This window comes from Rhizobium sp. L51/94, from assembly GCF_019355555.1.
Taxonomy (GTDB): Bacteria; Pseudomonadota; Alphaproteobacteria; order Rhizobiales; family Rhizobiaceae; genus Rhizobium; species Rhizobium rhododendri.
Genome location: NZ_CP072142.1, coordinates 1,286,707 through 1,307,790, shown reverse-complemented (window position 1 = coordinate 1,307,790; position 21,084 = coordinate 1,286,707). Strand labels below are relative to the sequence as shown.

Below are 21,084 nucleotides of genomic sequence, written 5' to 3'. Positions count from 1 at the left end.
CTCGAAGGTATATAAATGAAATTGCACCGTCTACATAAAATCTGTGCACCTGAGAAATTTATTTAACTATCCCGAAGGATTATGCAATAAAGATGAAAGCGCATTCATCTTATATATTGGTTTGCCTTTCGGCGGAATATTTCCGAATAGTATTGCCAGTTTTTTCAGATCAAATGACACGTTTTGATATGATATTGAGTGTTCCAGCATGCCGATTGCTGGCAGATTTCTAACTCTTGAAGACAATTTATTGGGTTGTACTGCGAAGGGTTCCGCCCGATAATTTTATCCTGTAAATCCTGTAAATCCTGTAAATCCTGTAAATCCTGCACCTCGCGCGTCGATGGGCGACCTTGGCCTGTTACGCTCGCTGCTGCCAACCTTTAAACTTTGCCCAATGCGCGGCAGAGTTTCACCGAAGTCGGCGAGATCGTCATCCTTAAATGGATGCGAGAACCTTTGTGGTCCCAATGGAACCATTCTTTCGTACCGTCAGCGTGGACTGTCCGCAGGTAAGTGGCCTCACATGTCGAATTACGGTATTCTCCGCGAAAGTTTATTCATTGGTAAGACAAAGCCCCGTCACGCCGCCAATGTCGGCGACAGGCTGTGGAGTAGCCTGCCGTATCGGACGAATGGCGATGATTATCGACGACACACTCGGTGGGTGCTTTAGCAATCAATCTTCAGCGTGGTCCTTTGCCAGCGCTGCGACAAGTCCTATGATGCGCTTTCTGATTTCTGACGATCGGATGCTTGAGAACGCACGGTTGAGATTGCTGCCTTCAATGGTGGCAACGAATTGCGTCAAGTCCCTGAGCGGGGATATCGCATCGCCATCGTCGTGATCAGGCTGCGGCTCATTTCCTTCAAAAAAATAAGAGACGGGGACTTCGAGGATCCGAGCGATGTTGCTCATACGACTGGCACTGACGCGGTTGGACCCCTTCTCATATTTCTGCACTTGCTGGAACGTGACGAACAAACCATCAGCCAAGACAGTCTGGCTCATTCCCTTGATCCTGCGCTGCAGCTTAATGCGCCTCCCGACCTCAATATCGACCGGATCTGGTTGTTTCGAACTCGCGGTCAAATGATCTTTTTCCTTTTCAGATCGACGGTCAACCGTTATCGATTTATTGAATAGCCTTGGAATGAGCAATGAGTCTTATGCCGTTCATGCATATCCCGGCCGAAATTCTCCGAGTTTGTTAAGAAATACCTTGGTTATTATCTCAGTCTATCTTGACAGATATGCAGGGCATTTGCCCTTACGACGATCGTTTCGTGGCTTCATCGAGGACGTTCTGTGCCGTCATTATACGCTTACTTCAGAAGCGGAAACATCAGGGTCCGCACGTCCCATCCCCGACGCTCTCACTTTTGCCACGTCAGCCGCAGCACACCAGGAATGCGATGACCATTCCGAGAGCGATAATCGCAACATTTGCAGAAACACCTTCATGGCGGACAGAAATGCAGGGCGGGCCAGTTGCCGCGCAGCCGCGGTATCGCAAAAGCACAGTTGCGAAACAGGGATCAACGGTAAAGATGCCAAGATGAGAGCAACAGTGCGGTTTTCGTTAGGTGATCGGACTCGTCGACTTGGAGACGTCGTGCTTGATCCCTATGTCTTCCCATTCGGCGACGCCGGCTTAAGGCAATCTCCATCGCGCGACCTTCACACGTGTGCCGTAACGAGGGTGGACTTGTCGAGCAACAAAAAATTCGCTCTCAGTGCTGCGTTCGTGTGTCGTCAAAATTTCATATTTGCTTTGAAACCATTGTTAGCGAAGGGCCGTAGCTATCGCTGTATCCATGACGGATACGCGCCATCGGCGTTAGGGAGAGGCCTTTATTCGAGGGGCCAGAAAAACCGGGAAGAATTCCATGATCAAGTCCACACTACGCATAGTCGCAGTCGCGGCTACGCTTGCAGCAGGCACCATGCTGGCACATGCCGAAAACCCAATGGTTGGTGGCGCGGCAATGTATGCTGACAAAAACATCGTCGAAAACGCTGTCAACTCAAAGGACCATACGACACTGGTTGCAGCCGTCAAAGCGGCGGGCCTCGTCGAAACCCTGGAAGGTAAAGGGCCTTTCACCGTCTTCGCACCAACCAACGAAGCCTTGGCGGCTCTGCCGGCAGGTACGGTCGACACGCTCCTGAAGCCTGAGAATAAGGACAAGCTGGTCAAGATCCTGACCTGCCACGTGGTTGCTGCCGACGCCATGGCGGCGACCGTCGAAAAGATGATCAAGGACGACGGCGGCAGCCACAACATCAAAACCGTCGGAGGCTGCGTGCTCACGGCAAAGGAAGACATGGGCAAGCTCACCCTGACGGATGAAAACGGGACGGCCGCTACTGTCACCATCGCTGACGTGAAGCAGTCGAATGGTGTCATCCACGTCATCGACAAGGTACTTCTGCCAAAGATGTAGTGCCAAAATTGGGCGCATTCTATGCGCCCAATTGCCAGGGCCACGCGTGTCGCCCGGACTCAGAGCCGCTTAAATAGCTTGCGGCGGTTGCCCTTCTCGATTTTCATTAGGATCGAAAGGAGATGCTGCCATGAAAATTTTGCGGCTTTTGTTGGAGGGCAGTTGCGCCAGTGGCTGGAGTGCCGGCAACTCTGCAACAATCACCGGCGCTCCACTCTCGATGGTCACTCGCGACCGTTCCGACCTTGTTGCGACGGGCGACACGACATCGGCTGAAGATCGCAGGCTTGATGTGCGGTCAAACTTGTGTAACGCTCGCTACCTGCGAAGTGTAGATGAGCCGACCACTCGACTGCCAGGCAACATTTGGTCAAGGCGTGGTCAAAGTGTCAGAGATAGACGCCCCCGGCACGAGCTCGCTGAGCACCGCCAGCAACGCTATCGTCCGTACCCACGTTGCCTGCGCGCGAGATACCATCTTGATCACCGGCCTGTCGTCCTGAATTCTGTCTGCGAGCCTGGCCATCGCTGCCCTGCCCCTGGCTTGTGCCGGGTTGTTGCTGCTGCTGACCCTGGGGGCTCTGCTGGTTGTTGCTCGATGTGTCCGGCGCTGTGTAGGTCACGGTCATGCGATCGACGCTGTAGCCCTGCTGGCGCAGTGAATCGATCATCGCGCTCTGGTCGTTGCTGAGCTGCCTGTAGGCCTCAGCGGAATGGACCTTGAGATCGACGGAAAGCTGCTCGCCCGAGAGCCGCATGGTCGCGGTGACGATCCCGAGGTTATCCGGATTCATCTGAATTTTCAGAGTGTTCATAATTTTGCTGGCACTGGTCGTCGCCGATGCTCCGGTCAGCGCCGCATTAGGCTGCATGGCCGCCGCCCAGTCCTTGTTGCCCGTCAGTGAATTGGCGACCAGTGCCGAATTCGAGCCATCGGCGAGGCCGACGAAGCGTCGGGAGTCGAGGACAGTGACGGTGGCCCCGGTGTCGCCGCTTGCCGATTTGATGTCGAGCTGAGGCGTATCGTCCGCATTCCGGCTCGCTGAGAGATCCAGCGACTGTACCTTGCCACTCGCCCGATCGACGTTGAACGTTACGGGGGCGTCACCGTCGGTAGATGTGCCGGCAACGGCATTGCCCTGACCAGCGCTGCCCATTGACGGCGCCAGCATCGCCATGCCTACGGCAACGGCGTCGCCGCTGTCGTCCGCGGCGTCGGCCGGAAGCGCATTTGCAACAGAGGCCGCGCCGGGATCGATCTTGCCATTGCCGGTGTGGAGCTGCCCGGCTGCGGCAAGGACGCTGGCTGAGGTCTGTGCGGGGATGACGGCGGCCGACAAACTGGCTCCGAGCAGCGACAGCACGTCAGCCACCGCGCCGCTGGCGACACTGGCGTCTGATGCATTGGCATCGGCGTCCTTGTTATCGTCGGAGGCAGCGCCGCTTTTGCTGCCCTTGACGCCCGGAATGTCACCTTTGACGGGTGTGGCTGGCTCGCCTGTCGCCGCGCCGGCAACGACATCGGCCAATTGCTGGGCAAGTCCAAGTGGCGAAGTTGCCTCAAGATCGCCCGGTTTCACCGAGGCTCTGGATGTCTGGTCGTTGACGGCGTTGGCTGCCGCGGCGAGAAATTGCGCGGAAGCATTCACGCTGTCATTGCCGGGCCATTGCACTGCAACTGACGGCACTGCCAACGACGCTGCATTCGCCTGATTTTGATCGCCTGATGCGCTTCCTGCAGCGATGGCCTTTGCATCGCCCGTTGTCGGCGTCGTCAGGTTTTTGCCATCCTGATCACTTGCCGATCGGTCGAGAGCGTCCCTAAAGCCATGCGGGTCATCACTCTGCCTCCCGTCGCCGCCAATTCCATTCTTTGGAGAATTCACACCGACTGCGCACGCCGAACCCGTTGCCATAATGACGTCCGCCATATCTTTTCCTTTTTGCCTCGGAACTCAACTGCAGAAAAGCGCACTCATGGGCAGGTGTCTAGGATGACTATCAAAGAAGGATCCCGCCGGTTCGACGTTGCTAATCGAATTGAACCGCTGTTGCGGGCTCCTTCATTCTGTCGCCAACGCTATTTGCCATTTGTGATATTTGATGCGGTTGCCTCATTCAGGCCTCTGCCTCAGGCTTAATCGTTAGAACTTGCGTCAGGCTTTGCGCATCATGCGGATGCCGAGAGCGTACACCCGTAGGTTGAGGAGTTTGGCGAGCGCCCGTGGCTGGGGACTTTCAGATACAATATTGGCCCCTCCCGCGGCAGTCACAAGAGGCCGGACGTGATCCGACCTCGAGAAACAGTTCACGCGGCGGCATAGGGCGGGTAATCGATGTAACCGTGCGCATCGCCACCGTAATAGGTAGTGCGATCCGGTGGGGTCAGCGGCCAGTCATTTCGCAGCCGGGCCACGAGGTCCGGATTGGAGATGAACGGCTGGCCGAACGCGGCCAGATCGATCGTGCCGTCTGCGATCAGCTTGTCGGCGCGCGCGCGTGTCATGTTGCCAGCCAGGATCAACGCCGTGGCGGGAAGGCTCTTGCGGAAGTCGCCGAGCAGACGAACGATGCTGTCAGAGACCGTCTCTCCCTTGGTGTCCTCGCCTCCGACGTAGCCCGATTGGTCCATGATATGGATGTAGGCGATGCGCCGTTCGCCAAGCGCCGCGGCCAGTGCCGAGTAGGTCTCCTCGATCTCACCGTGATGCGGCATGTCGAATAGCTTGCCAAAGGGCGACAGGCGGATTGCAACACGCTCGCGGCCGATCCGGGAGATGGTGGCATCCACAACTTCGAGCGCGAACCGCAGACGGTTTTCCATCGTGTCGGCGGCGTAGCGGTCCTTGCGATCGTTGACCTCGGGGTTGAGGAACTGCTCGAGCAAGTAGCCGTTGGCACCGTGGATTTCGATGCCGTCGAAGCCTGCTTCAATGGCGTTGCTGGCGGCATTGGCGAAGTCGCCAACAACACGCTCGACCTCCTCTGTCGAAAGCTGGCGTGGTTTCGTTGTTTCGATAATGGCCGGAATGCCGTTCTCATCGTATCCAAAGGCGGTCGCGCCTTTGGCGATTTTCGAGCTGGCGCTGACGGGATCGATGCCACCTGCCTGGATCGAAGGGTGGGACACACGGCCGACATGCCATATCTGAGCGAACATCCGGCCGCCCACGGCACGCACGGACTGTGTCACCAGACGCCAGCCGGCAATCTGCTCGGGCGTGAAGATGCCGGGATTGAAGAGATAGCCCTGACCCTCACGCGAAATCGGAGTGCCCTCGCTGACAATCAACCCGGCTGTGGCACGCTGTGCGTAATAGAGGGCGATTGTCGCGTCGGCAGCATCGTGTGGAGCGCGCGAGCGGGTCATCGGTGCCATGACCACCCGGTTGGCAAGCTGCGATCCGGAAAGATTGAATGGGGTGAAAAGATCTGTCATGCGGTGTCCTCGTTTCCAACTGACCATCTTAATAATGCCTGTCGCGCAAAATATTTATAGGCTACAGTTCCGATCATTGCGGAAGAAAGGTGGTTTATGGCAGAGCCCGTCGATAGTCTTGCCTCGCTCCGAGCGTTCGTGGCCGCAGCCGACACCCGAAGTTTCAAACTGGCGGCCCAGGAGCTCGGACTTTCCTCCTCGGCAATCGGCAAGGCCATTGCGCGGCTGGAGGGACAATTGGCGACGACGCTGTTCCATCGAACGACCCGCACCATCTCGCTGACCGAGTCGGGCGCCATCTTCCTGGTCCGCGCCCGCAGGATGCTGGAAGAACTTCACGCCGGAGAAGCAGAGTTGGCGGAAGCGGCGGGAAGCCCACGTGGCAAGTTGCGCGTCAGCCTTCCTTTGACCGGCTCGCTCTTTACCAGAGCGCTCGCGGCGTTTGTCGCCGAGTACCCACACGTCGAACTCGATCTGGACTATAGCGATCGCATCGTCGACGTTGTCGAGGAAGGTTTCGACGTTGTGATCCGGACCGGGGACACCGGAGACTCCCGGCTGCTTCACAAAACCCTCGGTAGCTTTACCTGGCTCCTTGTGGCAGCACCCAGCTACCTGGAGAAGCACGGAGAGCCGAGAGCGCCACGGGAGCTTTTTGACCATGTCTGCCTACGCCAAAAATTTTCGTCCGGACGGATAGCCCCGTGGCCGTTGAAATCTGCGCCGGGACAGCAGGTGCCGGTTAGTCTGAGCGCAAGCGTCATCGACCCGCTCCTCGATCTAGCTCAGCGCGGCGGGGGTATCGGATGTTTTCCGGAATTTCTCGTGCGAGAAGGGCTGGCAAACGGACGGCTACGCTGCATTCTTGAAAATGAGGTCGACCGTAACGGGGTCCTGACGATGTTATGGCCAGCAAGCCGTTTTCGTGTGCCGAAAGTCCGTGCTTTTGTGGACTTAGTGTCGAACGAGGTCAGGGCGGAAGTCGCTGGTGCTAAGCGGCTTTTACTATGAAGATCCCGACCTTATGTTTATTGCACTCGTGCTCAAGAGCTAGCGTCGTCAGACCTTCTGGCCTCGGTCCGGACGGCCAAAGCTTTGCGCCGAACCCGCTACCGCGCCGGCATGAAGACGGCCGCTTCTTGGCTTGGATGTCGCCGGCGGTGATCGAATACAGCACCAACTTAAGCCAAGCTGCAGAGCTGCCCACCCTTTAAGATCGAGCGCCCGCACCCGTAAATGACCACTCGGGGTTTTGGTATCCCTGCTATTTCCCAACTATGTCCCGATTAAATGCCTGATGACGGAGCCCTGGAACGGAACGGCTCATAACTGGTTGTCCCGTGACTCAAAAAAGGAATATGCAATGACCAAGCGTGCCGAGACGTCGCCACCAAAATTATCCCGCCGGGCCGTCGTAGGCGGTGCTACTGCAGTCGTAGCCACTGTGGCTTTGGCATCACGCCAAACAAACGCGGCGCAACCATCTACCGCAAATCCGACTGAGGTGAAAATCAGCAACCCGACAGAGCTCTATCCAAAGCCACCGTTCAAATCACAGACGCAGCCTTGGCCTGGCCTCGCTAGCAAGATGGATCCCAAGCCAGATCATGGCGAGACTAGCTACAAGGGATCGGGACGTCTTGCCGGCCGCAAGGCCCTGATCACCGGGGGAGATTCCGGCATGGGGCGCGCGGCAGCCATAGCGTTCGCGCGTGAAGGTGCAGACGTTGCAATCAGCTATCTGCCCGATGAGGAGCCTGATGCCCGTCAAGTCATAGAGCTCATTAAACGAGAGGGTAGAGTAGCAGTGGCGCTACCCGGCGACATCCGGGACGAAGCGCGTTGTGGCAAGATTGTCGAGGAGGCAGTGCGCCAGCTTGGTGGGCTCAATATCCTCGTCAACAACGCCAGTCGACAACAACAGCGCCCGTCGCTTCTCGATCTCTCCAGCGAAGATTTTGATGCAACGATGAAGACCAATCTCTATGCGATGTTTTGGCTGACAAAGGCGGCGCTTCCGCATCTGCCAGAAGGATCGGCTATTATTCAGACAACGTCGGAACAGGCTTACGACCCATCCGAAGACCTGGTCGATTACGCGATGACGAAGGCTGCGATGATGTCCTTCACCAAGTCGATGGCAAAACAGCTCGGCCCGAAAGGCATCCGTGTCAATGGCGTCGCCCCTGGACCGATCTGGACACCGTTGCAGGTAAGTGGAGGTGCCACGCAAGTCAAACTCATGTCCTTCGGCGGCAACACCCCGCTTGGCCGGCCCGGCCAGCCTGCCGAATTGGCGTCAATCTACGTCCAATTCGCCGCGGCCGATGCGAGCTATGCGACTGGTCAGGTGTACGGGGCAGCCGGCGGCAGTGGCCAACCGTAAAGGCAGGGATAGCAAAGAAATCAGCTGCCAGTCGATCTCGCGGCAGAAGAGCGCATCGATGTACTGGTAGGAGACCGATTTATCGGGACGATAGAAGGTCACGTCTACCCAGTTGCGCATGCGCGGCATCAGCTTGGTCACGAGTATGCGCGCCAGCCAGAAGACGGGTTCGCTCTGACCCTGCGTGTCGGGATGCAGGGTGTCCGGCTGGACGGTGCAGCGGTTTTTCAGGAGGCCATCGAGGAGATGGATGGCCTCCCAGACGCCGTGTGGAATGAAGGTCATGAACAGCGCAATGTAATTGTCGGAGATATGGTGGTAGGCAATGCCACCGTGGGCGCCATAGCGTATGTGCTGCCAGTCCAGCAGATTGTTTTCGCGCAACGAAATGTGAGCGCTATCTGCGATCACCGCCTGACCGGCGTCCCACAGTTTCGGCAGCTCGACACGGTCATAGACATTGATCAGGTAGGTCATTGGAGCCTCGAGCTTGACTACATCGATATGCTGGGCATTGAGCCAGCGTAGGGTGTCGGCGCTGGCGATGCCAACGGCATAGCGGGCGGTCTGGAGATCCTGGCGTGCTTCAGCAAACCCGCCAGCGTCAGGCGGCCGGAAGCATCCCGCGCTTTGCCGCGGATAAAGACGAGATCGACTTCACTCAGACCGTATCGGCGTCCCAGTTCCTAGCGGGTGAGACGCTCGTCGGAGCGAGGGTAGGCAGTGCGGTCGATCGCTGTCATAAAGGTGTCCGGAAAAGCGTATGCCGAAGGGGTCGTGGAAACTGCCTAAATCAAAGGCTGCGGGGCATAGCGTTCCGCCGTCCGGAAAGGAATACGTTAAAGGACGGCTTAAGCCGGCATCCACACCGCAGCAAAACCATTCGGAGCTCTATCTGCGCGTTTCCACGCCCGACCAGAAACCGGACCTGAATGTGACGGACTGCGAGCTTATGCCGAGCGCGCCGGTCTCGATATAGTCGGAGACTATTGCGACATCGCCGTCTCGGGACCAAGGAAGGCCGCCCGAGGCTCAACGCCCTGATGACCAGCGCCCGCAACCGCGATCTCGATTGTGTGCTGGTCTGGAAGTTTGACCGCTTCGCACGCTCCACGCGCCATCTCCCTACCGCTCTCGAAGAGTTCGACCATCGCTGCATCCGCTTTCATCAGCGTCCAGGATCAGATCGATACCGCCAGCCCGATTGGCCGGGCCATGTCCACCATCATTGGCGCCATGGCCGAACTGGGAGCCATCCCTGTTCAGCGAGTGGGTCAGCCGGAATGAAAGCCGCCGCCCGCGCAAAAACATCTTGGCCGGCCGAAACTCCTGCGCGGTTGGTCAGAGAAATCGAAACGCTTGCGGCCTTCACCGATGACCATGGAGGACGGTACGCCGGTCCTCGGCAGTCTGGAAATCAAGGGGCGGTTCCTGGTTCTCATGGTCAATTCCGCCCAAAGGGCGCGGAGAGGCATCGAGCTCCTGCAGAACGTTCTCGGCAAAATGGTGCGCACGCCGCTCACCAGCATTCAGAAAATGGAACAGGCTGAACAAGCCTACGCGGGTCGGCAAACGACAGCTGACGACATCCCATTGGATGTCGCCGCCACTCGTGCATGACACGCTCGACAAGCAGTACCATGCCATCCTCGACGAGCCCGTTTGCATGCTCGGCAACAAGTCCCCGCGTGCCGCCGCCGGTACCAAGGTCGAGCGCGAAAAGGTCGCCGAGTGGCTCAAATATCCGGAAACTCGATCCGCCAGCATCGGCGCAGACGACCCCATGGACACCTATGATTTCTCATGGATGTGGGCAGAATTGAGAGTCGAGGATCTCAGGCGATGAAACCAGCAGCCCAAAGTTCTTCTTGACCGGTCTTACACGTATCCTGCCTCTACCCTAATTTCACTTTGACCTCGGCAGGAGAGGCGGCATTTTCCGCCACCGCGGCGGGGAACGTTTTGTAAATGCCTCAGCCGCTCAGCATGCTGCGCATGATGCCTTAGGCGAGCCGAGAGCTCGTGGCAGCCCCTCAAACGCAGTTGGCGACCCAGGGTCTCCTAACGCATAGAGACCCGAAACCCGTCCCAAATCCACTGAGCCAGATCACCAAGACGCCACCGCACAACCCCATCCAGATATGGCGTGGGGCCGCGCTCAATGCTTTGTGCAAGGTGTGCGCTGGTCTTCATTCAGCAGTGACGGCTTGCCCGGAGCCGTTTCGTTAATCAGCCCGTCGGGACCGCGTGCGTTGAGCGTACCAGCCAGTTGCGCACGATCTGAACTGTCACACTGCCGATCCGAGCAGCATTTGTGCGAGAGCCGCCGAGCACGATCGGTATCTCGCCTCTGCCGAGCCAGACGCCGCAACCCATCCCCGTCATCGTCTGACCGCAACGAAATCGCCGAACCCATCGCAAACCCCCGTTTGCGCCATCGATACAGACTCGCCGGATTTTGGAAATCCCAAGATTCGGCATTATTAAAGGTTGGTAGAAGTCTGTGACATCGATAAAAAGACCGCAGATGCCGCGTCATGAGGCGTGGTTTCGACGCGCTTCGTCCAATGGATGACAGATGTCATCGGGGTGACCAGAAATCGACGAGGCGCCATAGCTTGGAGCTCAGTTCAGGCTTAATCATGAGACACTCCGAGGGCGATCGCATCTGCGACCTCGATGCAGCGATCGGAGAGCGTCGCGGTCGCAACCCGCAGGTAGTTGCCCGGCAACAGCGAAAACTTGGCTCCGGGATAGACGGCGATCCCGCGTGCTGCAAGAGTGACCATCGCGAAAGCTTCAGATGAAACAGGTACCCACGCGCAGAGGCCGCCGCCGTGTGCTGCATCTATGTTCCGATCCTGCAGCGCCTGGACGAGGTCACGGCGCCGCTGTGCATAAATCGCCTTGGCGCGCTGGAGAGTTTCTTGTGTTGCCGGATCGCGAATCAGCCAAGCGCCGGCGGCCTGCAGAATGCGACTCGTCCAGCCGGCGCTAAAACTGCGGTAGGATTGGATCTGTTCGACGATCGCCTGTGAACTCGAAAGTACGGCAAGACGCAAGTCCGGTCCGTGCGTCTTTGAAAAAGAGAGGATGTGGATGACCCGCTCGGGAAAGAGATGCCCAAGCGACTGCCGAGGCTGGTCGGCAATGTCGGCAACACCATCGTCTTCGACGATCAGCGTATCGGTGTGTCGAAGGATTTCGGCTAGGCTGCTCATTCGCTCGGCGCTGACGCTTTGGCCGGTGACCGAGTGCACGCGCGGCTGAAAGACGAAGGCTACGGGGCGGTACTTCGTAGCTGCCTCAAGGGAGGCGGGCAGGGGGCCGTGGCGATCGCATTCGACGGGAACAATGCGGGCACCACGATCTTCCAGAATGTCTAAAAGTCGCATGGCGGTTGGATTCTCGATCGCTACGGCGTCGCCTGGCATGACCAAAGCGTTCATCATCGTATAAACGGCGTTGTAGCCGCCGTTGGTTGCGAGAAAAGCCTCGGGCTGGTAGGGCCAGGTCTCCCGGACGGCGGCTTCCAGTTCCGGCAAGATACGGCTGCGTTCATAACTGTTCAGATTCTCTGCGGATGCCCCATAGACCATCGCTTCGGTGAGCTTTGGAAGCAAGGCTATGTCCGGTACCGCAGCCGTCAGGTTCAGCACGTCCATGCCGTAGTTGCCGGAGCTTGCAAGCCGTTCAGGCTTTGCGATGAAACGATCGCCGCGCACCCATGTGCCGTTGCGTCCACGGCCGCTGATAATTTTCTGGCGTCGCAACTCGCTCCAGGCTTCAGAGATCGTCGCGGGGCTGATACCGAGCGCAAAAGCGAGATCGCGGATGGCAGGCAGCTTGGTGCCGACGGGCAACGCGCCGCCGCGGATGAGCGCGCTGGTCTCGATCGCAATACCCCGGATCGTCCGATCGGTTATTTTTTCAGCAAGCCAAATTGCATCCCGAATTTCGCTCATTTTTCCATCATATTTAATGTTCAATAACGTAATACCATTTGATCAGCTTGATTTGAACATTTAATCATCGGCCTACAAAAATATTTCTGAGTGGATACCGATGACGATTACTCTTCGACTTGCCCTGCGTGACTGGGACTATATGACGCCCCTTATCCTTGGAGATGTTTCGTCGTCGAAGCTTGATATCAAGGTCGAGCGCGTCGGCACGCTCGTCCCCCATGTCGGCAAAAGCGATACATGCGACGCGGCTGAAATGTCGTTCAGCCGCTATGCGCAGTTTTGCCTCGACGGAGACAAGAGCGTGGTGGGCATTCCGAATTTCATCATGCGCGGTTTCCGCCATCGTTGCGTTATCACCCTAAAAAACAGCCCAATTACTGAGTTTTCGCAACTCGCCGGCAAGCGAATCGGAGTGACTGGCTGGCGTGACTCGGGCAACACATGGACGCGTGCCGCTCTTCGCCGCGAAGGTGTCGATGTCGAAGACGCGATGTGGTTCGCGGGGCGACTCACCGAGGCGCACCCGATCACAGATCGTCTTGATGGCTTCGGACGGGAAGGTCGCATCGAGGCAACTCCTGGCGAGCGACCCATGATTGATCTCTTGATGGAGGGCACGCTCGACGCCATCTTCACACCTTTCATGCCGGATGGCTTTTTTGCCAAAGACTCCCCCTTTCGCCAGCTTCTTTCCGATTTCCGAAGCGCCGAGCGTCGATATTTCAAAGAGGTGGGATATGTGCCCGGAATGCACCTCATCGGCATCAAGGCAGAGATCGTGGAAGAAAATCCTTGGATCATCTCCGAACTGAGTGAGGTCATCGACGAATCCCAGCGCGTTTGGTTGAGCAAGCGCCGCAAATATGCCGATACCTCGCCCTGGATGTTCGACGAACTGCTTAAGTCCTCGCTTGAACTGCCAGAAGGTTGGAGCGCAAGCGGCCTTGCCGCAAACCACAAGATGATTGTCGACTTCGCCGGCGAACTCCACGCGCAGGGCATCCTGCCGAGACAGCTTTCGCTGCTGGAACTCTTCAAATTCGACACCGATGGCAGCCGAACCGCCCTCGCAGCGTAACTTCGACCACCAGGACAGCCATCAAAAAGGGGAATGACCATGTCGCTGAAAACAATGACCTCCTACCTCGCCTTGGTAGGCATGATCATTTCGGGCGCCGCGATGGCTGAGGACGCGGCTTTGCCTAAGCTATCGGTCAACGCGGACCTGCATGCCAAACTTCCTGATGCCATCAGGACGTCAGGAAAGATGATCTCGGTCAACAACGGTTCGTTCCCTCCCTACGAGATAGTAACCGGCACCGTGATGACCGGTGCCAGCGCCGATCTGACTGAAGCACTCGGCAAAGTGCTCGGCGTCAAGATCGAGCACGAAACCGTTGGTGGTCTTCCGGCATTGCTAGCCGGCGTGAATTCCGGCCGCTACCAGTTCGCCTTCGGGCCGGTCGGCGACTACAAGGATCGTGAAACGTCCAATGACTTTGTCGATTGGGTGCAGGAATTCGTTGTGTTCGCCGCTCAGAAGGGTAACCCAAAGGGTATCACCTCACTGGATACAGCCTGCGGGCAGCGTATATCGGTCATGGCAGGCGGATCTGCCGAGCGGGTGATCAAGGCCCAGTCTGACAAGTGCAAGGCCGACGGAAAGAACGCTGTCCAGGTACAGTCCTACACCGACCAGCCGAGCTCGATTTTAGCCGTCCGCTCCAAGCGCGCCGATGCATTCTTCTCCTCGCAGGCACCGCTCACCTATTTCGTTAGTCAGGCCAATGGCCAACTCGAACTGACCGGCATTGGACAGAAGAACGGCTTTGAGGATATTTTCCAGGGCGCCGTCGTGCCGAAGGGGTCGCCGCTCGGTCCGATCATGGTGGATGCGATAAAGGTGCTGATGGACAACGGCACCTATGCCGCAATCATGAGGAAGTGGGGCCTCGAGAACAATATAATCAAGGCGCCTGGCATCAATCTCGGCGGACAGCTTCCCAAATGAGCACGAATATCGAACCCCATGCACCGCCTTCGGGCGGTGCAGACTTCCGCGATGTCGCAACGGCCTACACACCGTTAAGGAAAGGGCGCCTTGCCCTTTGGGCGGTCATCGCGATCATTGTTGCGGATTTCACCTGGATCGTCGCCAACAATAAGAATTTTGGGTGGCCCGTGGTCGCCCAGTATTTCTTCGATCCAACCGTCATCAGCGGCCTTTATGTCAGCCTTGGGCTGACTGTGATCGCCATGGTCATCGGCGTTGTGCTCGGCCTGCTGATCGCCATCATGCGAATGTCCGATGACCGGCTGGCAAGCGGTTTTGCCTCGCTGTTCATCTGGTTCTTCCGCGGCACGCCGCTGCTGGTGCAGTTGATCTTCTGGTACAACATGTCGACGCTATTCCCACAGCTTTCGATTGCAATCCCCTTCGGCCCGTCGCTGATCAGTTGGGACACCAACTCGGTCATCACCCCGATAACCGCGGCAATCGTCGGCCTCGCGCTCAACGAAGCAGCCTATATGGCGGAAATCATCCGCGGAGGTCTCCTGTCGGTTGATCGCGGCCAAGCGGAAACGGCCGAGGCTTTCGGAATGACCAAGGCGCGCGTCCTGCGGCGGATCGTCATCCCGCAGGCCATGCGCTCGATCGTACCGCCGACCGGCAACCAGCTGATCAGCATGATCAAGGCCACGTCGCTGGTCAGCGTCATTGCCATGGCTGACCTGCTCTACTCGGTACAGTCGATCTACAACCGGACTTTTGAGATCGTACCCATGCTGATGGTCGCCGTTCTCTGGTACCTCCTGATTACATCGGTGCTAAATATCGGCCAGAGCTATATCGAAGCTTACTACGGTCGCAGCGACCGTCGGCCCGGCGGCACGACAAAGACTGTCGCAGTTCCCAAAGAGGAGGCGAGCCATTGACCGCAGTATCCACTGCAGCTGGCGATACCGCAAGACCGCTGGTGCAGGCCCGTAACGTCCACAAATCTTTCAACGAACTCGAAGTGCTGAAGGGTATCGACGTCGATATCATGCCGGGCGAAGTGGTGGTCGTTCTCGGTCCGTCAGGCTCGGGGAAATCCACCTTCCTGCGCTGCATCAACCATCTCGAAGCCATCCAGCAGGGATACATTGAGGTGGATGGTGAGCAGATCGGCTACACGGTCCGTAACGATCGGCTCCAAAAGCTTTCCCAAAATGGGATTGCTCGCCAGCGCCGCAAGATCGGCATGGTGTTCCAGCAGTTCAACCTCTACCCGCACATGACGGTGCTGCAAAACATCATCGAGGCGCCGGTTGGCGTTCACGGCGAAAACCGCAAGGCTGCAATCGAGAACGCCAAGCGCCTGCTGGAACGTGTGGGCTTGTCGGAGAAGGCCAATGCCTATCCCCGCCAGCTGTCCGGTGGCCAGCAGCAGCGCGTAGCGATTGCCCGTGCCTTGGCGATCAAACCAAAGCTGATGCTCTTTGACGAGCCGACTTCCGCGCTTGATCCCGAATTGGTCGGTGAGGTGCTGGCGACGATGAAAGATTTGGCAAAGCAGGGCTTGACGATGATCGTGGTTACTCACGAGATCGGCTTCGCCCGCGAGGCTGCCGATCGGGTTGTCTTCATGGATGGCGGCCATATCGTCGAACAGGGCACGCCTGAAAATGTGATCAGCAACCCGCAACACCCGCGCACGCAGGCCTTCCTGTCGCGATTCCTGTGAGGCCGCGTGCTCAGCGGTCTCTCACGTCGGGCCCATAGAACAGCCGGCCCCATCGCACGGTCGTCTCGGTACAGAGCATGCAAAAATATTGGAACTAAAATGACCATCGATAACGATTTCGCCCGCCTTTCGGATTTTGAGCCAATGGACGACACACTACGCGCTATCCGCCGGCATCTCCACGCCCATCCCGAGCTGTCGTTTGAGGAGGTGGAGACTTCCCGTTTCGTTGCCGACAAATTGGAAGGCTGGGGCTACGAGGTGGCGCGCAATGTCGGTGGCCACGGAATCGTTGCCCGTATGACGGCTGGAGCCGGCAAAAAAAGCATCGCCATTCGTGCCGATATGGACGCTCTGCCGATCATGGAGCAGACCGGCAAGGCGTATGCCAGCCAAGTGCCGGGCAAGATGCACGCTTGTGGTCATGACGGTCACACCACGGTATTGCTGGGCGCTGCCGAATATCTCGCGCGCACGCGAAAGTTCAACGGCACGGTCAATCTCATTTTCCAGCCCGCCGAAGAAGCCGGTGGCTTTAGCGGCGCCCAGGCGATGATTGATGACGGCCTTTTCGAGCGCTTCCCATTCGACGCCATCTTCGGCCTCCATAACCACCCGGGCGCGCCCGAAGGCAGTTGGCTGATGCGCTCTGGACCGTTGATGGCGGCAGCCGACACTGTTGAAATCCGGATCACCGGCAAGGGAGGCCACGCCTCGCGCCCGCATCTAACTATTGACCCGGTTCTGGTTGCCTGCAACCTGGTCGTTTCGCTGCAGTCGGTGATCTCCCGCAACATCGACCCAACCCAGACGGCCGTTATAACAGTCGGCGCCATCCACGCCGGCGAGGTCGCCAACGTCATACCTGAATTCGCCAGGTTGCTAATGACGGTACGCTCGTTCGATCCGAAGGTTCGTGAGACCCTCGAACTTCGCATCAAGAAACTCACGCAGTCTCTCGTCGAGGGCTTCGGCGCAGGCGTCGAAATCGACTACACCTACGGCAATCCGGTAGTGGTCAATTCTGAGAAGGAAACCGAGTTTGCCAAGATGGTGGCCGAGGAGCTGGTGGGTGCCGGAAACGTTGCGCTTTGTCCGCTCATTCCAGGCAGCGAAGACTTTTCGCATTTCTTGCAGCATAAGCCCGGCAGTTTCCTGCGTCTCGGCAACGGCATGAAATCGGCTATACTACATAGTGCCAAGTATGATTTTGCCGACGACAGCCTGACCGCCGGCGCAGCGATGTGGGCGCGGTTGACAGAACGCTACCTTGACGAATGAGGAATAGACTGCATTGCCGGAGACGCACATGCCCGATAATGTGCGCTGCGGGCCACAGCGGTAAAGGCCAGGTAGCGCCAACAGAAGTTGATGTTGGTCCACATCCGGGACGGCTAGCCAACACGTAACTCGGGCTCCCCTGCGCAGATATCGGCTAGGAACTCTGGGAAATGCCGCACCCGGGAAGGCATGCGGTGTCCTCCGGCAATGATTGCGTTGATTGGAAGAAGGGGCGGCGTGTGCTTATCGAGAATTCGCGCCACTTCCCCGGAGGCTAGCACAGCTGTGAGTAACCAACTTGCATGGTGAGCGATGCCTAGACGCGCGAGGGCCGCGCCCCGGACATGTTCCGCATCGTTGGTGCGGAACGAGCTCGCGCTCTCAACGGTAAGCTGCTTACCGTCAACAGTAAAATCCTACCCGACAATATGGCCCTGATGGACGTTGCCAATCCGTTGGTGCGCGTGCAACTCCTCAAGCATTTGCGGCGTGCCGTAGCGGGCGAGATAGCTGGCGGAGGCCAAAGTTATCATTCGCATGTCGCCTATTCGTCGAGCAACCATAGAGGAGTCGGAAAGTTGGCCAATGTGGATCGCGATTTCGATCCTCTCCTCGATAAGGTCGATGTGACGGCCGGAGACCTCGAGTTCGATGGCGACGGGCGCTGATAGGTTTTGCCTGCCGTGAATGCGTTGTGGCCAACAGCCTGCAGGATATCGTTCTCGGTATAATTCATGTTGCGTTCGTTACTTGAGCAGAGGATACGAGCCCGATATCGAGCGTAAAATGGGAGCCGAGGCTTTCCTCAGAGGACCTGCTGTCGGCGCAAAACTGAAGGACACGCCACTCGGCAAGAGAGATGAGTTCCTTAAGCCGTTCGGCCGCCTCGACAGGTTCCGCGAGGATCTTCATCTGTTACACCTCCTACCAGACCCGCTCATACAATATCGTGTCGAACGCCGGATCCGTCGAGACGAAGGTGGAATGCTCCAGCCGCGTCTGGGCGGCGAGTGTGCGGTCCCACGGATCGCGGTGATCCCAGCCGAACACGGCTGCAAGCTCGGCATCCAGATCGCTGATGGCCCAGGTCTGCAGTGCGCTTGCTGTGACGGCGGCCCTAAGTTCCTGTGGCTTGAGGTCGAGCTTGTTCAGGCGCATCATGTTGTCCAGCTCATAGAACGTGACCGCGCTGACGAGGACAGCGTACGCCTTGTCCTCAATCATCGTTCGTGCCTTTGTGGACAGGCGATCACTGCCAATCGTCCGCCAGTAGACGGCGTGGCTGTCGAGCAGGATTTTCATTGCGTGGTTTCGCTACCGTCGGATTTGCCTTGCCATATGCCGGTATCATCGTTCCAGTCGCCTGCATCGATGGCGGACTGCTCGGCATCCGTGGTATCGAACAGATCGTCGGGCAAGCCACGATGGCGCAGAAGGCCAAAGGGACGCTTGCCGCCGTCGGCCGCCGGACCGATGCGCGCGTAAACTTCATTGCCGCGCATGATGACGATCTCTTCACCCTGGTTCGCACGCTCAAGAACCTCGGCAAAGTTCTTACGCGCCTCGCTGATCTTGTAATGCGTCTGGGCCATCGTATCATCCGCTTTCAGGTTGAAAACGATCATACCACGACACCGTCATGCGTACGATCAACATGTACATCTCACCTCCGATAAGCAATATATGTCGACGATACAGACGGAATTGCCTAATTTCGTGTGCCGGATCTCTGCTGGCCGCTCGGACACTGATGCAAGCTCGGTGCTGGTAAAGGACGGGACAGCTGTCCGCTTTGCTCGCATTTGGGGGCTCTGACAACCTCAGTATCCCTAGGCGCCGGATAACTGGTCGCCCCAATTGACATGCCTCAGGAAGCGCTCCTTCCCGGGTAGCTCCTTCCAGATAATTATACTCCAGTGAAATTTGCAGTTGATTTCCGTGGCGGAATGCGGTTCAAATACTTATACCGCAGTATAAGTTTCGTTGGTTTCGCCATGGATCGTATTCCGCTTTCACCTGTGAACAGACCGCAGATATCTTGGTCGCCAAGAAGACTGTGGGTTGCCGGCGCTTCGGCTGCCCTGCTCACCGGCTTTGCATCGGGCCCTTCTGACAGCAACCATCATATCGCTCCGGGACTATCTACACAGGTCAATAAGTCTAGTGGCGTAGGCGCGACTGTAAGAAAGCCTGCGGTGCTGTCGGTGGCAATCCCAGCGTCTGGATCTGTCGCGATCAAGCAGGCTGCCGTCCCGGCACTTGAAGCGACGAACTTCAACCAGCGCTTTGAAGGGCCGCGCGACGAAGATCGGAAGTGGGATAGGGCTCTTCTGTTTGAGGTGGACGGAGAGTCGGATAATAATCCCTCGAGCTTACCTGGAAAGGCGCCTGATAGCGCGACTGCACGGCGCGAACGCACCGTGCAGTCGCCCATTGGTGCTCATTCTCTTGAGAGCCCGCCAGCATCTCCGGTCACGGACCTGGACACCAGCTTGAATGTCGATGCCAGCGGGTCAACAGCACAGGCTCGCCCCGATCTTTTATCCGGCATCCCCACGGACTTTGCGAGGCTCGCGCTGGCGATTGCCGCGACGGATGGAGTTGATCCGAACTGGGTGCTTTCGGTCATGCGGGCCGAGAATGGCGGCTTCGATCCAGGCTTGGTGAGTTCTGCCGGCGCCATCGGACTAATGCAGGTGATGCCACGCGTAGGCAAAGCCTTCGGTGCCAAGGATTTGACCGATGCCGAACAAAACATCCAGGCAGGCACGAGGTTTCTCCGGTTCCTTATCGATAAGTACCGAAATCCGGTGCTGATCGCCGCGGCCTATAATGCCGGCGAACCCAACGTCGACCTTCGCCACTCCCTGCCGCTGAACCGCGAGACCGCCGACTTTGTCACACGTGTCGTCGGATACTATACCGGCACAGTGGTCAGGCAAAGGCATCCGCAAGCTATCCCGCCCTCAGCTCCCGTACCCATCTCGCCGCGCGCCGGGCCTGCCGAGCGAGTTAGATCCCCAATGCTTGTCTTCTCTGCTGCACAGCCGATCCCGCCGGACGCCCGTCCTCAGCGTGAGGAAGGGCGTAGAGATGTTGGCGGACCAGTCAAAATCGTCAAGGAAGAGGTGTCTAAATGAATCCCATCGCGTTCGCAGCCCACACGGCCGCTCTCTATAGCAGCGTTGCCTGGTCCTCCATGGCTCGGCGAAAATGGCTCGGCAACGCCGCCATTGTGCTTGCGGCAAGCCTGATTCTGCTCGCCGCCCAGTACGAGCCGGCGGCGGCACAGAACCTCGATCGTCTCCAGCAGGCGGCTGATCGGCTGGTGCAATTCTTTACGGGCCCGTTCGGCCGCTCGGTCGGCGCGATCGCCTTCATTGGCATGTTCCTCGCAGCGGCCTTCGGATACTGGTCGTGGGGGGCGCTCCTGCGTGTCGGCGGATGCCTTGCCGGTATGTTTGCCGCAGCCGAACTCGTTGACTTCCTCGCCGGCGGGGGGACGTGAGCATGGCGGGTAATGATTCCGACGGGCGTGACGACTACATCGAATCCCATCCGGTTATTCTCGCGCTGACGCGGCCGCCAACAGTAATGGGAATACCCTACACATATTTCCTGGCGGAATGCTTCATCTCGCTGATGGTGTTCTTGATCTTGGGATCGATCCTATGGTTCCCCGCATGTTTCGCCATTCTGCACGGCATCCTCTACGTGCTTACCGTAAAACTCGACCTCTGGTTCTTTGAGATCGTCGGTCGGCTGAGCATGTGCGGCGTCAATCCTCTTGGCCGGAAGCTCGGCGGTGGCGTCAGAACCTACGGGGTGTAAGCG

Annotated in this window: 23 protein-coding genes and 2 pseudogenes; 15 read left to right on the top strand and 10 right to left on the bottom strand. The window is 57.9% G+C overall.

Going from position 1 to position 21,084, the window contains the following annotated elements; translation table 11 throughout:
• Nucleotides 1-679: 679 nt before the first annotated feature.
• Nucleotides 680-1,012: a helix-turn-helix domain-containing protein gene (locus J5274_RS24005; protein ID WP_209188081.1), complete on the bottom strand. Its 333-nt coding sequence runs from the start codon at nt 1,010-1,012 to the stop codon at nt 680-682.
• Nucleotides 1,013-1,890: 878 nt separating this feature from the next.
• Between J5274_RS24005 and J5274_RS24000 the strand changes: the two genes are divergently transcribed.
• On the top strand, nt 1,891-2,448 hold the full coding sequence (locus J5274_RS24000; RefSeq protein ID WP_219275366.1) for a fasciclin domain-containing protein: 558 nt from the start codon (nt 1,891-1,893) through the stop codon (nt 2,446-2,448).
• Between the two features lie 69 nt (nt 2,449-2,517).
• Here the strand turns inward: J5274_RS24000 and J5274_RS23995 are convergent, their stop codons facing one another.
• The 3 genes from J5274_RS23995 to J5274_RS23985 form a co-directional block, all read right to left on the bottom strand.
• The gene (locus J5274_RS23995; RefSeq protein WP_153816490.1) at nt 2,518-2,676 is read right to left on the bottom strand and encodes a hypothetical protein; all 159 of its coding nucleotides are present in this window, start codon (nt 2,674-2,676) and stop codon (nt 2,518-2,520) included.
• Nucleotides 2,677-2,837: 161 nt separating this feature from the next.
• Nucleotides 2,838-4,379 (bottom strand): flagellar hook-length control protein FliK, encoded by a 1,542-nt coding sequence (locus J5274_RS23990; protein WP_219275365.1) that lies wholly within the window; start codon nt 4,377-4,379, stop codon nt 2,838-2,840.
• A gap of 377 nt (nt 4,380-4,756) precedes the next feature.
• Nucleotides 4,757-5,887 (bottom strand): alkene reductase, encoded by a 1,131-nt coding sequence (locus J5274_RS23985; protein WP_209207429.1) that lies wholly within the window; start codon nt 5,885-5,887, stop codon nt 4,757-4,759.
• 96 nt (nt 5,888-5,983) lie between these two features.
• Between J5274_RS23985 and J5274_RS23980 the strand changes: the two genes are divergently transcribed.
• Both J5274_RS23980 and J5274_RS23975 read left to right on the top strand, forming a co-directional pair.
• Nucleotides 5,984-6,898 (top strand): LysR family transcriptional regulator, encoded by a 915-nt coding sequence (locus J5274_RS23980; RefSeq protein ID WP_219275364.1) that lies wholly within the window; start codon nt 5,984-5,986, stop codon nt 6,896-6,898.
• Nucleotides 6,899-7,250: 352 nt separating this feature from the next.
• A complete protein-coding gene (locus tag J5274_RS23975) occupies nt 7,251-8,273 on the top strand; it encodes an SDR family oxidoreductase (RefSeq protein ID WP_257625701.1) in 1,023 nt (340 codons plus the stop codon).
• On the opposite strand, the gene J5274_RS23970 is transcribed toward J5274_RS23975, so the two are convergent.
• A complete protein-coding gene (locus J5274_RS23970; protein ID WP_257625744.1) occupies nt 8,187-8,777 on the bottom strand; it encodes a transposase in 591 nt (196 codons plus the stop codon). The two genes, J5274_RS23975 and J5274_RS23970, sit on opposite strands and share 87 nt — an antisense overlap.
• A gap of 539 nt (nt 8,778-9,316) precedes the next feature.
• Between J5274_RS23970 and J5274_RS29070 the strand changes: the two are divergent.
• From J5274_RS29070 to J5274_RS29055, 4 genes and pseudogenes are all read left to right on the top strand, one after another.
• Nucleotides 9,317-9,382 (top strand): annotated as a pseudogene (locus J5274_RS29070) (hypothetical protein); the annotation flags it as partial.
• Nucleotides 9,366-9,560, top strand: coding sequence for a hypothetical protein (locus J5274_RS29065; RefSeq protein ID WP_257625749.1), 195 nt, complete (start codon nt 9,366-9,368; stop codon nt 9,558-9,560). The pseudogene J5274_RS29070 and the gene J5274_RS29065, both read left to right, overlap by 17 nt.
• Nucleotides 9,561-9,647: 87 nt before the next feature.
• A complete protein-coding gene (locus J5274_RS29060; RefSeq protein WP_257625748.1) occupies nt 9,648-9,893 on the top strand; it encodes a hypothetical protein in 246 nt (81 codons plus the stop codon).
• The gene (locus J5274_RS29055; RefSeq protein WP_257625700.1) at nt 9,871-10,119 is read left to right on the top strand and encodes a hypothetical protein; all 249 of its coding nucleotides are present in this window, start codon (nt 9,871-9,873) and stop codon (nt 10,117-10,119) included. The genes J5274_RS29060 and J5274_RS29055 overlap by 23 nt, the downstream gene beginning before the upstream one ends.
• A gap of 790 nt (nt 10,120-10,909) precedes the next feature.
• On the opposite strand, the gene J5274_RS23955 is transcribed toward J5274_RS29055, so the two are convergent.
• Complete coding sequence (locus J5274_RS23955) at nt 10,910-12,238, bottom strand: PLP-dependent aminotransferase family protein (RefSeq protein WP_219275363.1); 1,329 nt, start codon at nt 12,236-12,238, stop codon at nt 10,910-10,912.
• A gap of 100 nt (nt 12,239-12,338) precedes the next feature.
• On the opposite strand from J5274_RS23955, the gene J5274_RS23950 reads away from it, so the two are divergent.
• The 5 genes from J5274_RS23950 (at nt 12,339) to J5274_RS23930 (ending at nt 17,250) form a co-directional block, all read left to right on the top strand.
• Entirely contained in the window at nt 12,339-13,319 is a 981-nt protein-coding gene (locus tag J5274_RS23950) for an ABC transporter substrate-binding protein (protein ID WP_219275362.1), read from the top strand.
• Between the two features lie 39 nt (nt 13,320-13,358).
• Nucleotides 13,359-14,252 (top strand): ABC transporter substrate-binding protein, encoded by an 894-nt coding sequence (locus J5274_RS23945; protein WP_219275361.1) that lies wholly within the window; start codon nt 13,359-13,361, stop codon nt 14,250-14,252.
• Nucleotides 14,249-15,178, top strand: coding sequence for an amino acid ABC transporter permease (locus J5274_RS23940; protein ID WP_142831953.1), 930 nt, complete (start codon nt 14,249-14,251; stop codon nt 15,176-15,178). The genes J5274_RS23945 and J5274_RS23940 overlap by 4 nt, the downstream gene beginning before the upstream one ends.
• On the top strand, nt 15,175-15,969 hold the full coding sequence (locus J5274_RS23935; protein ID WP_142831952.1) for an amino acid ABC transporter ATP-binding protein: 795 nt from the start codon (nt 15,175-15,177) through the stop codon (nt 15,967-15,969). Before J5274_RS23940 ends, J5274_RS23935 begins: the two co-directional genes overlap by 4 nt.
• A gap of 99 nt (nt 15,970-16,068) precedes the next feature.
• Entirely contained in the window at nt 16,069-17,250 is a 1,182-nt protein-coding gene (locus J5274_RS23930) for a M20 aminoacylase family protein (protein WP_219275698.1), read from the top strand.
• Between the two features lie 113 nt (nt 17,251-17,363).
• Here J5274_RS23930 and J5274_RS29440 read toward each other — a convergent pair.
• The 4 genes and pseudogenes from J5274_RS29440 to J5274_RS23905 form a co-directional block, all read right to left on the bottom strand.
• Nucleotides 17,364-17,849: pseudogene (locus J5274_RS29440) on the bottom strand (substrate binding domain-containing protein).
• A gap of 133 nt (nt 17,850-17,982) precedes the next feature.
• Nucleotides 17,983-18,162, bottom strand: coding sequence for a hypothetical protein (locus J5274_RS23915; RefSeq protein ID WP_219275360.1), 180 nt, complete (start codon nt 18,160-18,162; stop codon nt 17,983-17,985).
• A 12-nt stretch (nt 18,163-18,174) separates the two neighbouring features.
• Entirely contained in the window at nt 18,175-18,552 is a 378-nt protein-coding gene (locus J5274_RS23910) for a type II toxin-antitoxin system VapC family toxin (RefSeq protein WP_219275359.1), read from the bottom strand.
• Nucleotides 18,549-18,842: a type II toxin-antitoxin system Phd/YefM family antitoxin gene (locus J5274_RS23905; protein WP_219275358.1), complete on the bottom strand. Its 294-nt coding sequence runs from the start codon at nt 18,840-18,842 to the stop codon at nt 18,549-18,551. The genes J5274_RS23910 and J5274_RS23905 overlap by 4 nt, the downstream gene beginning before the upstream one ends.
• 324 nt (nt 18,843-19,166) lie before the next feature.
• On the opposite strand from J5274_RS23905, the gene J5274_RS23900 reads away from it, so the two are divergent.
• The 3 genes from J5274_RS23900 to J5274_RS23890 are packed head-to-tail and all read left to right on the top strand — an operon-like array spanning nt 19,167 to nt 21,081.
• Nucleotides 19,167-20,390 carry a lytic transglycosylase domain-containing protein gene (locus J5274_RS23900; RefSeq protein ID WP_219275357.1) on the top strand — a complete coding sequence of 408 codons (1,224 nt, stop codon included), beginning with the start codon at nt 19,167-19,169 and terminating at the stop codon, nt 20,388-20,390.
• Nucleotides 20,387-20,758 carry a TrbC/VirB2 family protein gene (locus J5274_RS23895; protein WP_142831946.1) on the top strand — a complete coding sequence of 124 codons (372 nt, stop codon included), beginning with the start codon at nt 20,387-20,389 and terminating at the stop codon, nt 20,756-20,758. The genes J5274_RS23900 and J5274_RS23895 overlap by 4 nt, the downstream gene beginning before the upstream one ends.
• A gap of 2 nt (nt 20,759-20,760) precedes the next feature.
• Entirely contained in the window at nt 20,761-21,081 is a 321-nt protein-coding gene (locus J5274_RS23890; RefSeq protein WP_142831944.1) for a VirB3 family type IV secretion system protein, read from the top strand.
• Nucleotides 21,082-21,084 lie beyond the last annotated feature (3 nt).